This is a genomic window from Streptomyces sp. NPDC089799 (genome assembly GCF_040684755.1).
GTDB lineage: Bacteria > Actinomycetota > Actinomycetes > Streptomycetales > Streptomycetaceae > Streptomyces.
The window spans coordinates 159,587-173,717 of the sequence record NZ_JBFBGR010000001.1 but is presented as its reverse complement, the minus strand read 5'-3'; the positions used below and the strand labels follow the sequence as shown (position 1 = coordinate 173,717).

Genomic DNA, 14,131 nt, shown 5'->3' with positions numbered 1-14,131 from the left:
TTCATCACTTTGACACCCGTCCCGGTCGATTCTTCGACGTTCCGAACCGGGTCACGCTCCGGGCTCGCACGCCGAACACCGGTCAGGCCGGACGGAAGGTGCTGCACGTCGCCCCGGTCGAGCACCGGATTGCCCTCTGGGAGCTGGCCGCCAAGTGCCCTGGTATGTCGGACCAAGAGCTGATGCGGCAGTCCTGCGAGTTCTTCGGCAGACGCCGGCTGGGCTCCGACATCCGCGCCACACTGACCGCCGACATCCGGGAGCTCCGACCTCATCACGGCGGTGAGGTGACGTCAACGCCCGCGCACGCAGCGTGTGGGCACCCGCCCTCGGCTCGGTCGTGTTCACGGGACACGGCCGGGCCGAAGTGGCGAGGTTACAGGAAGGGCGTCAGCTTCCTGAAGAGTGCACGAGTGCTGCCGGAGGATGCGACGGCGCTCCCCGACTGAAGCCGCAAGTCAGGCGTCGTCGCGGACCGGCTCCAGGATCGCCACGCACTCCACGTGGTGCGTCATCGGGAAGAGGTCGAAGACGCGGAGGGTGCGGGGCTTGTAGCCGGCTTCGGCGAAGTAGGCGAGGTCGCGGGCCAGGGCGGCCGGGTCGCAGGCGACGTAGGCGATGCGGCGGGCCGAGAGGGAGGCCAGGTGGCGGACGGTCTGCTTGCCGGCGCCGGCGCGGGGCGGGTCGAGGACGATCAGGTCGCACTCCGTGATGCCGGTGCGCGGGAGGACCGATTCGACCTTGCCCTGTTCGATGCGGACGCGGGGGAAGTCCGCAAGGTTGTGGCGGGCGTCCTCCACCGCGCGCTTCGTCGACTCGATGCCGAGGACCGCGCCCGTTTCGCCCAGGCGTTCCGCCAGGGCGCCGGCGAAGATGCCCACGCCGCAGTAGAGGTCGAGGGCCATCTCGCCCTTGCGGGGCATCAGGCCCTGCATGACGGCGCGGACCAGGGTGTCGGCGGCCTGGGGGTGGACCTGCCAGAAGCCGCCCATGCCGACGCGGTAGGTGCGGCCGTCGGAGCGTTCGCGGACGAAGGGGCGGCCGTGGACGCGGTGGACGCCGCCGTCCTTCTCCTCGACGCGGAGGACCGAGACCGGCTTGTCGAGCTCGACCAGCGGGAGGCGCCCTCCCGGGCGGGGGGTGAGGACGACCTGGCGGTCCTGGGAGCCGGAGGCCGCGATGGCCTCGACCGAGGCCATGGCCGGCCATTCGCGCTTCTCGATGCCGAGTTCCGAGACGCCCGGGGCGGCGATCATGCAGTGGTCGACGACCTGTACGTCGTGGGAGCGGTGCTTGCGCAGGCCCGCGTGGCCGTCCTCGTCGATGGCGTACTGGACGCGGGTGCGCCACTGCGGGACCTGGCCGGCGGGCAGCTTGTCGCCCTCGGCCGGCATGACCGTGCCGTCCCAGCCGGCCTCCTCCGGGGTCAGCCCGGCGAGGCGGCTGAGCTGCTCGGCGACGACCTCGCCCTTGAGGCGGCGCTGCGCGCCCGGCTTGGCGTGCTGCCAGTCGCAGCCGCCGCACTTGCCGGGGCCGGCGTAGGGGCAGGGGGCCTCGACCCGGTCCTTGGACGCGTCCAGCACCCGTACCGCGTCCGCACGCAGGAAGCGGGAGTCGGAGTCGCCCTCGGTGACCTTGGCGACGACCTTCTCGCCGGGCAGGGCGTGACGGACGAAGAGGACCCGGCCGGCGTCGGTGCGGGCGATGCAGTGGCCGCCGTGCGCGACGGGGCCGACCTCGACCTCGTACTCCTCCCCGATCAGCGACAGCGGCTCCGCCTGCGCCCGCGCCGGCGACTGCTGCGTGTTGTCGTGCTGCGGCGTGGTCATGGTGAAGGAGCTCCAGAGGATCTGCGGAAGAACGGCTGACGGGCCGGTGCCTCCCGGGGAATCCCCGCTGAGACAGCCGACCCATCAGTCTACGTCGCCCGGAGAGGCTCTTACGACTTGCTGCTCTCCTTCGAGCGGGTGTCCACCGGACCCCGGCGGACCGCGCCCGGCGCGTTCCAGTCCTGGCGCTTGCGCGCCCGCCTCTTGGCGAGCTCGGAGGACTCCAGCTGGTACGGGACGGAGGTGACCATCACGCCCGGGGTGAAGAGGAGCCGGCCCTTGAGGCGCAGCGCGCTCTGGTTGTGCAGGACGTGCTCGTACCAGCGGCCGACCACGTACTCGGGGATGTAGACGCTGACCGCGTCGCGCGGGTTCTCGCTGCGCAGGCCCTTGACGTACTCGATGACCGGGCGGGTGATCTCCCGGTACGGCGAGTCGAGGATCTTGAGCGGGACGTTGATCCCGCGCCGCTCCCACTCGGCCCGCAGGGCCCTGGTCTCGGCCGGGTCGACGCTGATGCTGAGCGCTTCGAGGGTGTCGGAGCGGGTCAGCTTGGCGAAGGCCAGGGCGCGCAGGGTCGGCTTGTGGACCTTGGACACCAGGACGATGGAGTGGACCCGGGAGGGGCGCACGCTGTCGTCGGAGGGGCCGTCGGCGGCGGCGATCTCGTCGGCGACCCGGTCGTAGTGCTTCCGGATCGCGGTCATCGTGCCGTAGAAGATCAGCATGCCGAGCAGGGCGACCCACGCGCCGTGGGTGAACTTGGTGGCCAGGACCACGACCAGGACCAGGCCGGTGAAGATCGCTCCGAAGGTGTTGATGGCCCGGGAGCGGATCATCCGGCGGCGGGCGGCCTTGTCGTGCTCGCTCCGCAGGTGCCGGTTCCAGTGCCGGACCATGCCGATCTGGCTGAGCGTGAAGGAGACGAACACGCCGACGATGTAGAGCTGGATCAGCTTGGTGGAGTCGGCGTCGTAGAGCCAGACCAGCAGCATGGCAGCGCCGGCCAGCAGCACGATGCCGTTCGAGAAGGCGAGGCGGTCGCCGCGGGTGTGGAGCTGGCGCGGCAGGTAGCGGTCCTGGGCGAGGATCGAGCCGAGCAGCGGGAAGCCGTTGTACGCCGTGTTGGCCGCGAGGAACAGGACCAGTGCGGTGGCGGCGGCGAGCAGGATGAAGAAGAAGCTGCCCTCGCCGAAGACGGCCTCCGCGACCTGGGAGATCACCGGGTGCTGGACGTAGGCGTCACCGACCGGGACCCCGTTGCTGAGCAGGTCCTGGGCCGGGTTCTCGGCCATCCGTACGTCGGTGGCCATGGCCAGGCCGATGATCCCGCAGAACATGGTGACGGCCAGGATGCCCATCAGGGCGAGGGTGCTGGCCGCGTTCTTGCTCTTGGGCTTCCGGAAGGCCGGTACGCCGTTGCTGATCGCCTCGACGCCGGTCAGGGCCGCACAGCCGGAGGAGAATGCGCGCAACAGCAGGAAGACCAGCGCGAAACCGGCGATTCCCTGGTGTTCCGGCTTGATCTCCAGGTCCGCGGTGGGTGCGGTGAGCGTCTCTCCCATCACGGTGCTCTGCCAGATACCCCAGGCGATCATGATGAAGACGGCGGCGACGAACACGTACGTCGGAATCGCGAAGAGGCTCCCGGATTCCTTCACCCCGCGCAGATTCATGATGGTGAGGAGAAGGATCATGACCATCGCCGAGAGGACCTTGTGCTCGATGACGAAATCCACGGCTGATCCGAGGTTCTCGACACCGGAGGAGATCGACACGGCCACGGTCAGGACGTAGTCCACGAGCAGCGCGCTGGCGACGGTGAGTCCGGCCTTGGGTCCGAGGTTGGTGTTGGCGACCTCGTAGTCGCCGCCGCCGCTCGGGTAGGCGTGCACGTTCTGCCGGTACGAGGCGACCACGGTGAACATGAGCACGACGACCGCTGCCGCGATCCACGGGCTGAACTGGTAGGCCGATACGCCCGCGATCGAAAGGACCAGCAGGACCTCTCCGGGAGCGTATGCGACCGAGGAGAGCGGGTCGGAGGCGAAGACGGGAAGTGCGATGCGCTTCGGGAGGAGCGTTTCCCCCAGGCGGTCGCTGCGCAGAGCCCGGCCGATCAGGATCCGTTTGGGCACGTCGGTCAGTTTGGACACGGAGAGGATGGTAAGCGTTCGAAAAGACCGGTGCCCAACCCCCGGCCGTGGCCCTCACCAATTACGCACCACTGCGCGCTTGCGGACCACAAACGTGACCGCCCGTGTGTAGCTTGGGCCATGGTCTGAGACCCTGTGAAGCCTGAGCGTGAATGGGCTGAAGAGAAGAACAGCCACTGACAGCCGGAAGGACGGCCGTGCACATCGTCATTATGGGCTGCGGAAGGGTGGGCTCCGCCCTTGCGCAGACCCTGGAGCAGCAGGGGCATACGGTCGCGGTGATCGACCAGGACCCCACCGCGTTCCGTCGGCTGGGAGCGGGATTCGGCGGTCGCCGGGTGACCGGGGTCGGCTTCGACCAGGACACCCTGCGCGAGGCCGGGATCGAGGAGGCGGGCGCCTTCGCCGCGGTCTCCAGTGGTGACAATTCCAACATCATCGCCGCCCGGGTGGCCCGCGAGATGTTCGGTGTGGAGAACGTCGCCGCCCGCATCTACGACCCCAAGCGCGCGGAGGTCTACCAGCGCCTGGGGATCCCGACCGTGGCGACCGTACGCTGGACCGCCGACCAGATGCTGCGCCGGCTGCTGCCCTCGGGTGCCGAACCGCTGTGGCGGGACCCGAGCGGCGGGGTGCAGCTCGCCGAGGTGCACACCTCCACCGCGTGGATCGGGCACAAGGTCAGCAAGCTGCAGGAGGAGACCGGGGTCCGGGTGGCGTTCCTCACCCGGCTGGGCGAGGCGATGCTGCCGACTTCGCAGACGGTGCTGCAGGAGGGCGACCTCGTGCACGTGATGATGCGGGTCGACGAGATCGAGAAGGTCGAGGAGGCCTTCGCCCAGGGTCCCGAGGAGGCTCACGCATGAGGGTCGCGATCGCCGGAGCCGGCGCGGTGGGCCGTTCCATCGCGGGCGAGCTGCTGGAGAACGGGCACGAGGTGCTCCTCGTCGACAAGGCGCCGACGGCCATCTCGGTGGAGCGGGTGCCGCAGGCGGAGTGGCTGCTGGCCGACGCCTGCGAGATCACCTCGCTGGACGAGGCGGCCCTGCAGCGCTGCAACGTGGTCATCGCGGCCACGGGTGACGACAAGGTGAACCTGGTGGTCTCGCTGCTGGCGAAGACCGAGTACGGGGTGCCGCGCGTGGTCGCCCGGGTGAACAACCCGAAGAACGAGTGGCTGTTCAACGAGTCGTGGGGCGTCGACGTCGCCGTTTCCACGCCGCGTCTGATGTCGGCCCTGGTGGAGGAGGCGGTGAGCGTCGGCGACCTGGTCCGGCTGCTGCGCTTCAGCCACGGCGACGCGAACCTGGTCGAGCTGACCCTGCCGCCGGAGTCCTCGGTGGCCGGTACCCAGATCGGCGACATCGAGTGGCCGCAGGACACCTCGCTGGTGACGATCATCCGGGGCAACCGGGTGCTGACGCCGAGCCCCGAGGAGACCCTGGAGGCGGGCGACGAACTGCTGTTCGTGGCGGCGCAGGCGCGTGAGGAGCAGCTGGAGGACCTCCTCCAGGCCCGACGCTGACACGCTGCGCGCGGAGCGCGAAGAGGGGCGGGGGGGCCCGGGGGGGGCCCCCCCCCACGTAGTACCCCCCGAACGGGGCCGGGGGCCGGACGGGCAGAGGGTGCCACCCCCCCCGCCCCCCCCCCGCCCCCCGGGGGGCGGGGCGGGGCGTGGGGGGGGGGGCCCCCCCCCCCCCCCCCCCGCCCCTCTTCGTCCGCCCGTACCGGTCCGTGGGCCCGTACGGGTTCGTGCCCGTACGGGTCAGCGTTCGCGGCGGTCGGCGCCGGTGGCGGCTGCCTTGCGGGCGCGTTCCGCCTCTTCCTCCGCCTCCATCTCGGCGAAGACGTCGATCGGCGGCGGGGCCTTCGCGAGGAAGACCCAGGTGAAGTACACGGCCAGCACCATCGGCGGCAGCTTCAGCGCGATCAGCAGCCAGCCCAGCTGGGTCGCGTCGCCCCACCAGTACAGCGGGAAGAGGATGGCGTACTTGGCGAGGAAGATGATGCCCCAGGCCAGGCTCGCCTTGGTGTACGCCTTCTTGCGGCCCGGGTTCCGGGTGCGCCAGGAGAGGTTCTCCTTGAAGACCGGCCCCAGGACCACGCCGAGCAGCGGGAAGCCGACCAGCGCGGAGAGGGTGAAGGCCACGCCGAGGCCGGCGCCGTAGATCATGCCCGGCAGGTAGAAGCCCTTGGCCGTGCCGGTGAAGAGGGCGAAGGCGACGCCCACGGCGACGCCGAAGACCCCGCTGAAGGCGTGCTTGACGGTGTCCCGCCGCAGCAACCGCACGATCACCAGCAGGACCGCGACCGTGCCCGCCGCGATGGCGGACATCTTCACGTCCTTGTTGACCGTGTAGATCATCACGAAGAGCAGCCCCGGGAGCATCGTCTCCAGGGTGCCGCGGATGCCGCCGAAGGCATCGAAGAGCGCCGCCTGCGTCACCGCTTTCTGATCGGCGGCGGCCGCGGCCTGCTCAGGGGTCGGCTTGTCCACTGACGTCACCGGCTAGTGCTCCTGTCCGAGCGGTCGGAGTTCGTACTTCGGGTTGAAGAGGACCCGGCGGCCGTGGCTCATCGAGATCCGTCCGGAGGCGATCATGCGCCGGCCGGGCTCGATTCCCACGATCGAGCGACGTCCGAGCCACACCACGTCCAGTGCGGCCGAGCCGTCGAACAGCTCGGCCTCCAGCGCGGGCACGCCCGCCCTCGGCCGCAGGGTGACGGTACGGAGCGTTCCGGTCACCTTGACTATCTGGCGGTCGTGGCAGTCGCAGATCCGCGTGCACCCCGCGGCTTCTGCGTCCTCCTGCAGTTCCGCCGAATGCAGCTCCTCCTGGGTGGAGGACAGCCGCTCTATCATCCGGCGGAACCGGCCCGCCGGCCTGGCCGGTTTAGCGGGCTTGTCGGGACGCGGTTCAGCACTCATACAGGAAGCGTACCGGCGGCCCCGGAGGTCCCGAAGCCCCCTCCTTTGTCAACCCCCGCCCCCTACCGCTCGAAGCGGTAGCCCATGCCGGGTTCGGTGATGAAGTGCACCGGATGCGCCGGGTCGGCCTCCAGCTTCCGCCGCAACTGGGCCATGTAGACCCGCAGGTAGTTCGTCTCCGTCCCGTACGACGGCCCCCACACCTCCTGCAGCAGCTGCCTCTGGCTGACCAGCTTGCCCCCGTTGCGCACCAGCACCTCCAGGAGGTGCCATTCCGTGGGGGTCAGGCGTACGTCGCGTCCGTCGCGCACCGCCTTCTTCGCGGCCAGGTCCACGGTGAAGCCGGCGGTCTCCACGACCACCTCGTCCCCGCCCGCCGAGGCGACCGGCTCGGCCCGCCGGACGGCCGCGCGCAGCCGCGCCAGCAGCTCGTCCATGCCGAACGGCTTGGTGACGTAGTCGTCGGCGCCGGCGTCCAGCGCCTCGACCTTCTCGTCGGAGCTGTGGCGGGCGGACAGGACGATGATCGGGACCCGGGTCCAGCCGCGCAGGCCCTTGATCACCTCGACCCCGTCCATGTCGGGGAGGCCGAGGTCGAGGACGACCACGTCGGGGTGACGGGCGGCCGCCAGCTCCAGGGCGGTGGCGCCGTCGGGGGCCGCGTCGACCTCGTACCTCCGTGCCTTGAGGTTGATCACGAGGGCGCGGACGATCTGCGGCTCGTCCTCGACCACGAGCACCCGGGTCATTGGGGTCCTGCTTTCTCTTGTTCGCGTTCCTCTTGCCGGCGCTTGTCCTGGTCGCGTTCGTCCAGGTCGCGCTCGCCCCGGTCGCGCTTCTCCCGGTCGCGCTGAGCTCGGGCGCGCTTCTCTTCTCCGTGCGACGGTGCGCGTACGTGCCCGTCCGCACCGGCTCCGGGTGCCGCACGCAGGGTCAGCACCATGGTCAGTCCGCCGCCCGGGGTGTCCTCGGCCGTCAGGGTGCCGCCCACGGCCTCGGTGAACCCCCGGGCGACGGCGAGCCCCAGGCCCACGCCGGCGCCGCGCGGGGCGTCCCCGTGCCGCTGGAAGGGCTCGAAGATGCGCTCCTTGGCCTCGTCGGGCACGCCGGGCCCGCGGTCGGCGACCCTGAGCTCGACGCGGTCCCCGAGGGCGCTGGCGGCCACGGTGACGGTCTGCCGGGCGGGGCTGTACTTGACGGCGTTCTCCACCACGTTCGCCACCGCGCGCTCCAGCAGCCCCGGATCGACCTCCACCATCGGCAGGGTCTCGGGGATGTCCAGCGTCACGCTGTCCGCCGGTACGCCGCCCAGGGCCATCGGGACCACCTCGTCGAGGCCGACCGGGCGGACCAGCGGGGTCACGGTGCCGGTCCGCAGCCGGGACATGTCGAGCAGGTTGCCCACCACGTGGTCGAGCCGGTCGGCGCTCTCCTCGATGCCGGCCAGCAGTTCGGCGCGGTCCTCCTCCGACCAGTCCACGTCGTCGGAGCGCAGTGAGCTGACGGATGCCTTGATGCCGGCCAGCGGGGTCCGCAGGTCATGGCTGACAGCGGCGAGCAGCGCGGTGCGGATCTTGTTGCCCTCGGCCAGCCGGCGGGCCCGCTCGGCCTCGTCGACGAGCCGCTGCCGTTCCAGTACGACGGCCGCCTGGGCGGCGAAGGCACCCAGCACGCGCCGGTCCTCGGCGGGCAGCACCCGCCCCGACAGGGCGAGCGCCATGTGCTCGCCGACCGGCATGTCGACGTCGGCGTCCTCCGGGCGGGACGCCGGGTGCGGGCCCACGCTGCCGGCCGGGACCCACGGGGCCGTGTCGCCGTCCCGCTCCAGCAGGGCCACCGATTCCATCGCGAAGGTCTCCCGGACCCGCTCCAGCAGGGCGCCCAGGGTGCTCTCCCGCCCCGGCTCCGCGGGGTGGACCCCCTCCCGGAGCACGCTCCCTGCCAGCAGGGAGAGGATCTCCGACTCGGCGCGCAGCCGTGCGGCCTGCTGGGTGCGGCGGGCGGCCAGGTCGACCACGGAGGCCACCGAGGCGGCCACCCAGAAGAACACCACGATGGCGACGATGTTCTTCGGGTCGGAGACGGTCAGCCGGTGCAGGGGCGGGGCGAAGAAGTAGTTGAGCAGCAGGCACCCGAAGGCCGCCGAGGCCAGCGCCGGCAGCAGGCCGCCCAGCAGGGCCGCGGCCACCGTGAGCGCCAGGAACAGCAGCATCTCGTTGGCCAGGCCGGGGTCGGTCTCGGTGTGCCGCAGCAGGAGCGCCAGCAGGGCCGGGCCGGCGATGCCGACCGTCCAGCCGGCGACGATCCGGGGCCGGCCGAGGCGGGCCCCGGGGCGGGGGGCGGGCAGCCCGCGGCCCCTGGCGGCCTCCTCGTGGGTGACGATGTGCACGTCGAGGTCCGGTCCGGACTCACGGGCGACGGTGGCCCCGACACCCGGCCCGAACACGTACTGCCAGGCCCTTCGGCGACTGGAGCCGAGGACGATCTGGGTGGCGTTGACCCCGCGGGCGAACTCCAGCAGCGCTTCGGGGACCCGGTCCCCGATGACATGGTGAAACGTTCCCCCGAGGTCCTCGGTCAGCGTGCGCTGCAGCGCGAGTTCCTTGGGCGAGGCGGAGGTCAGCCCGTCGCTCGCGGAGATGTAGACGGCCAGGACCTCCCCGCCCGCGCCCTTCTCCGCCAGCCGGGCCGCCCGCCGGATCAGCGTCCGCCCCTCCGGGCCGCCGGTCAGCCCGACGACGATCCGCTCCCGCGCCTGCCAGGTCGTCCTGATGCCGTGCTCGCCGCGGTACTCGCGCAGGTCCTCGTCGGCCCGGTCGGCCACCCACAGCAGCGCGAGCTCCCGCAGGGCCGTGAGGTTCCCCGGCCGGAAGTAGTTCGACAGGGCCGCGTCGACCCGGTCGGGCCGGTAGACGTTCCCGTGGGCCATCCGGCGGCGCAGCGCCTGCGGGGACATGTCCACCAGCTCGATCTGGTCCGCCCGCCGCACCACCTCGTCCGGGACGGTCTCCCGCTGCCGCACCCCCGTGATCGACTCCACCACGTCGCCCAGCGACTCCAGGTGCTGGATGTTCACCGTGGACACCACGTCGATCCCGGCCTCCAGGAGTTCCTCGACGTCCTGCCAGCGCCTGGCGTTGCGCGATCCCGGCACGTTGGTGTGCGCGAGCTCGTCCACCAGCACGACGGCCGGCCGCCGCGCCAGGACCGCATCCACGTCCATTTCCGTGAACACCGCCCCCCGGTGCTCCAGCCGCCGTCGCGGGACCGCCTCCAGCCCGTGGAGCAGGTCCTCGGTCCGCGGCCTCCCGTGGTGCTCGACGAACCCCACCACGCAGTCCGCGCCCCGCTCCAGCCGCCGGTGGGCCTCGGAGAGCATCGCGTACGTCTTCCCGACCCCGGGCGCCGCGCCGAGGTAGATCCGCAGACGCCCGCGCCCCATCTGTCCCATGCGCCCCATTCTTGCGTACGGCTCCCTCACGTACGGCGACGGCCCTCACGTACGGCGACGGGCCGTACCCCCCGGGCAGGGGTGTACGGCCCGTCGGACACGTGCGGCAGGCTGCGCCGGGGTCAGCGGATCTCGGTGACCTCCGGGCCGCGCTCCAGCTGGCCCATGCCGCCGGAGAAGCGGGAACCCTCCTGGTCCTCCGTCTGCACGCCGTCCGGCACCATCTGGGCGTCGGTCGGCAGCTTCAGGACGATCGGGTCGCGCGGGGCCATCGGGCCCTCGCCGCGGACCACGACGGTGTCGCGGAAGATGGTCTCCAGCAGACCCGCCGACTCGGGCTGCACGGCGCCCTGGCCGGAGATCACGCCGCGCAGGAACCAGCGCGGCCCGTCCACGCCCACGAAGCGCACGAGCTGCGCACCCCGGGTGCCGTCCGGCAGCGGGACCGGGACCTGCGCGCGCAGCTCCCAGCCCAGCGGGCCCTGGACCTCTTCGATGAGTCCGCCCTGCTGGGTGATGCCCGCGGCGATCTCCTCGCGGACCTCGCCCCAGATGCCCTCCTTCTTGGGGGCCGCGAACGCCTGGAGCTGGATGGCGCTGTCGCGCAGCACCACGGTCGCGGCGACGATCGCGTCACCGGCGACCTCCACCCGGAGCTCCATGCCCTCGACACCCGGTACGAAGACACCGCCGAGGTCGACCCGGCCCTCGGCCGGATCACCGGGCACCTCGGAGACGTCCCAGGGGCCGTCCGGCCGCGGGGCCGGCGGCAGGTTCACCCGACGCTGCTCGCCGCCGGCGAACTCGCCGGTCTCGGCAGCCTCCGCGTCGTCGGCACCGTCGGAGTACTCGTCCTCCGCCCCGACGCCGCCCGCGACCTGCTCGGCCGCGCCACCGTCCTTGACGGAGCTGTTCTTCTTGCGACGTCCGAACACGTCACTGTCCTTCCCGGTCGGATACGACCGAAGCGTAGCCATTCCCACCCTGCTGACCAGCGCCGTTTCCGGCCACAGCCGCATGACCGCCGGTGGAGCCGAAACCCCCCTCGGCCCGTGCCGAGCCGGGAAGTTCCGCCACCTCGTGGAAGCGCACCTTCTCGACCCGCTGGACAACCAGCTGGGCAATGCGGTCGAAGCGCTCGAACCGGACGCTCTCGCGCGGGTCGAGATTGACCACGATCACCTTGATCTCCCCACGGTACCCGGCATCCACCGTCCCCGGGGCATTCACCAGCGCGAGCCCACAACGGGCCGCGAGCCCGGACCGCGGGTGCACGAAGGCGGCGTAGCCGTCGGGCAGGGCGATGGACACCCCGGTGGGGAGTACGGTGCGCTCCCCGGGGGCGAGCTCGGCGGCCTGCGTGGTCACCAGGTCGCAGCCGGCGTCGCCGGGGTGGCCGTACGCCGGAAGGGGCACCTCCGGGTCAACCCGCTTGATGAGTACGTCGACGGGGGTGTGGAAGCTCTGTGCCATCAGGGATTCACCTCGAAGGCGCGGGCGCGCCTGACCTGGTCCGGGTCGGCCATCGCCGCCCGGATCTCCTCGGGCCGGCCGTTCTCGATGAAGTGGTCGACCTTGACTTCTATGAAGAGGGCTTCGGCGCGCACCGCGACCGGGCCCTCGGGGCCGCCTATCCGGCCGACGGCCCTGGAGTAGATCTTCCGCCCGGCGACGGCGGTGACCTCGGCCGACAGGTGGAGCACGGTGTCCACCGGGACCGGGAGCAGGTAGTCGGTCTCCAGCCGGCCGGTGACGGCGATGACCCGCAGCAGCCAGTTGAGCGAGCCGAGGGTCTCGTCGAGCGCGGTGGCCAGTACCCCGCCGTGGGCGAGACCGGGGGCGCCCTGGTGGGCGGTCCTGACGGTGAACTCGGCGGTGACGCTCACGCCGTCCCCGGCCCGGGCCTCCAGGTGCAGGCCGTGCGCCTGTCCGGCACCGCAGCCGAAGCAGTGCTCGTAGTGCGCGCCGAGGAGTTCCCCGGGGGCCGGGGCGTCCGGGTGCCGGACCGGCGCCGCGGCATCTGCCGGGGGCGTCAGGCTTGGGTTTCGTCCACTCACAGGCGGAGACCTTACCCGCGCGGCTACCCACCGGTCGCCCCGTGCCAAGCTTGGGGACATGCAGCACGTCTCCCCTTCCCCCGCAGGTCCCGCCGCGAGCCCGTCCGCGCACCACGACGAACGTCTCAGCGCCCCCGCCGCGTGGTGGGGGATCTCGGTCCTGCTGGGGCTGGCCTGCGCCCTGATGCTGCTGCCGCTGGGCACCCTGCCGCTGCTGGCCGGGCTGGTCGGCGGCACGGCGCTGGCGGGCCTGGCCACGAGTGCGTACGGCAGTGCTCGCGTTCGAGTGGTGAACGGGGTGCTGGCCGCGGGGGACGCGCGGATCCCGGTCTCGGCGCTGGGCGAGCCGGAGGTGCTGGACGCGGAGCAGGCGCGCGCCTGGCGCACGTACAAGGCGGACACCCGGGCGTTCATGCTGATGCGTAGCTACGTCCCCACGGCGGTCCGGGTCGAGGTCACCGACCCGGACGACCCGACGCCGTACGTCTACGTCTCCACGCGGGAGCCGGCGGCCCTGGCGGCGGCGATCACCGCGGCCCGGGCGGCCTCGGCCCGCTAGCGGCGGGGGTGCCGGGCTCCGGGCGGGCGGGGCTCCGACGGCACTTCCCCGGGGCATCCGGTCATCCGGGCATCCGGCCGTTCGGTCCGGCCGTCCGAGCGTTCGGTCACCCGGCCGTCCGGGGCCGGATCCGCCCGGGTCCCCGGCCGCTCCGGGACGGCGCTCGAACCCGTGGGCCCGCTGACGGACGGTCGGTGGTCGGATCGGCCTGCGGCCGGGCCGACCGGTGGTCAGGCCGGCAGGCCCGGTGGCCCGTGCCGGGGGGTGGTCAGGCCTGTGGGCCGGCGTCCGGGCCCTGCAGGGCCTTGGGGTCCTCCGGGCCGGGGCCGAGCCGCCGGCCGGGCCGCTCCAGCGGCGGGAGCGGGGGCAGCGCGTCCCACGGGACGGCCCGCGTCCGCAGGTCCCCGCGGATCTTCTCGGCGACCTTCTTCGTGTCGCGGCGGTTCATGACCGCGCCCACGGCCGCACCGACCATGAAGGGCATCAGGTTCGGCAGGTTGCGGAACATCCGCTTCACGATCTGCTGGCGCAGTTCGCGCTTCATCTGACCGCCGAGGGCCGCGTTGAGCGTGGTCGGCTTGGTCAGGTCGATGCCGCGCTCTTCCGTCCACGAGGTCAGATAGGCCATGCTGCGGTCCTTGAGGCCGCCCGGCGGGCGCTGCCCGTAGACCTCGTGGAGCTCGGCGATGAGCTTCAGCTCGATCGCCGCCACTCCGGTGATCTCTGCCGCCAGCTCGGCCGGCATGGCCGGCGGGGCGGGCAGCATGGCGGCCGCGCCGATCCCGGCTCCCACGGCCGAGGACCCGTGGGCCGCGCCGGCGATCAGCTTGTCGGCCAGCTGATCGGGGCCCAGGCCCGGGAACTGGGCGCGGAGCGTCGTCAGGTCGCGTACCGGGATGCGCGGCGCGATGTCGATGATCCGGTCGGCGATGTAGCCGACGACCGCCCTGGCGGTCACGCCGCCCTTGCGCATGCCGCTGCGGACCGCCTCCAGGCGGCGTCCGGCGGCCTTGCCGGCGTCTTCCCCGCCCGTCACCGGGACCGGGAATGCGGCCGGCCCGGTGGACACGTCAGGGACGCCGGGGCCCGTCTCCGGGCCCGTGGCCTCCACGTCCGTCTCCACCGCGTCACCCTGCCTGCGGAAGAACCT

The 14,131-nt window shown here is 72.1% G+C and carries 13 protein-coding genes; 3 read left to right on the top strand and 10 right to left on the bottom strand.

The genetic code is table 11. The annotated features are described in order from the left end of the window. Positions 1-458 precede the first annotated feature (458 nt). Both AB0O36_RS00660 and AB0O36_RS00655 read right to left on the bottom strand, forming a co-directional pair. Positions 459-1,829 carry a TRAM domain-containing protein gene (locus tag AB0O36_RS00660; protein WP_365101979.1) on the bottom strand — a complete coding sequence of 457 codons (1,371 nt, stop codon included), beginning with the start codon at positions 1,827-1,829 and terminating at the stop codon, positions 459-461. A 110-nt stretch (positions 1,830-1,939) separates the two neighbouring features. Then, a complete protein-coding gene (locus AB0O36_RS00655) occupies positions 1,940-3,985 on the bottom strand; it encodes an APC family permease (RefSeq protein WP_365101976.1) in 2,046 nt (681 codons plus the stop codon). A 197-nt stretch (positions 3,986-4,182) separates the two neighbouring features. On the opposite strand from AB0O36_RS00655, the gene AB0O36_RS00650 reads away from it, so the two are divergent. Together AB0O36_RS00650 and AB0O36_RS00645 are read left to right on the top strand one after the other, a co-directional pair. Beyond that, positions 4,183-4,851, top strand: coding sequence for a TrkA family potassium uptake protein (locus AB0O36_RS00650; RefSeq protein ID WP_365101973.1), 669 nt, complete (start codon positions 4,183-4,185; stop codon positions 4,849-4,851). Further along, a complete protein-coding gene (locus AB0O36_RS00645) occupies positions 4,848-5,510 on the top strand; it encodes a TrkA family potassium uptake protein (RefSeq protein WP_365101970.1) in 663 nt (220 codons plus the stop codon). Before AB0O36_RS00650 ends, AB0O36_RS00645 begins: the two co-directional genes overlap by 4 nt. Before the next feature lie 240 nt (positions 5,511-5,750). Here the strand turns inward: AB0O36_RS00645 and AB0O36_RS00640 are convergent, their stop codons facing one another. From AB0O36_RS00640 to AB0O36_RS00610, 7 genes are all read right to left on the bottom strand, one after another. After that, positions 5,751-6,491 (bottom strand): DUF3159 domain-containing protein, encoded by a 741-nt coding sequence (locus AB0O36_RS00640; RefSeq protein ID WP_365101968.1) that lies wholly within the window; start codon positions 6,489-6,491, stop codon positions 5,751-5,753. Positions 6,492-6,494: 3 nt separating this feature from the next. Beyond that, complete coding sequence (locus AB0O36_RS00635; protein WP_365101965.1) at positions 6,495-6,914, bottom strand: OB-fold nucleic acid binding domain-containing protein; 420 nt, start codon at positions 6,912-6,914, stop codon at positions 6,495-6,497. Positions 6,915-6,976: 62 nt separating this feature from the next. After that, positions 6,977-7,663 (bottom strand): response regulator, encoded by a 687-nt coding sequence (locus AB0O36_RS00630; protein WP_365101962.1) that lies wholly within the window; start codon positions 7,661-7,663, stop codon positions 6,977-6,979. Continuing rightward, a complete protein-coding gene (locus tag AB0O36_RS00625; RefSeq protein ID WP_365102524.1) occupies positions 7,660-10,356 on the bottom strand; it encodes a sensor histidine kinase KdpD in 2,697 nt (898 codons plus the stop codon). Before AB0O36_RS00625 ends, AB0O36_RS00630 begins: the two co-directional genes overlap by 4 nt. Before the next feature lie 131 nt (positions 10,357-10,487). Then, entirely contained in the window at positions 10,488-11,300 is an 813-nt protein-coding gene (locus tag AB0O36_RS00620) for a DUF3710 domain-containing protein (RefSeq protein ID WP_365101959.1), read from the bottom strand. A gap of 1 nt (position 11,301) precedes the next feature. After that, positions 11,302-11,838, bottom strand: a complete 537-nt coding sequence (gene dut, locus AB0O36_RS00615; RefSeq protein ID WP_365101956.1) for a dUTP diphosphatase — start codon at positions 11,836-11,838, stop codon at positions 11,302-11,304. Continuing rightward, the gene (locus tag AB0O36_RS00610; RefSeq protein WP_365101953.1) at positions 11,838-12,422 is read right to left on the bottom strand and encodes a PaaI family thioesterase; all 585 of its coding nucleotides are present in this window, start codon (positions 12,420-12,422) and stop codon (positions 11,838-11,840) included. The genes dut and AB0O36_RS00610 overlap by 1 nt, the downstream gene beginning before the upstream one ends. Before the next feature lie 58 nt (positions 12,423-12,480). On the opposite strand from AB0O36_RS00610, the gene AB0O36_RS00605 reads away from it, so the two are divergent. After that, a complete protein-coding gene (locus AB0O36_RS00605) occupies positions 12,481-12,981 on the top strand; it encodes a DUF3093 domain-containing protein (protein ID WP_365101950.1) in 501 nt (166 codons plus the stop codon). A 268-nt stretch (positions 12,982-13,249) separates the two neighbouring features. On the opposite strand, the gene AB0O36_RS00600 is transcribed toward AB0O36_RS00605, so the two are convergent. Further along, positions 13,250-14,104 carry a hypothetical protein gene (locus tag AB0O36_RS00600; RefSeq protein WP_365101948.1) on the bottom strand — a complete coding sequence of 285 codons (855 nt, stop codon included), beginning with the start codon at positions 14,102-14,104 and terminating at the stop codon, positions 13,250-13,252. Positions 14,105-14,131: the final 27 nt, after the last annotated feature.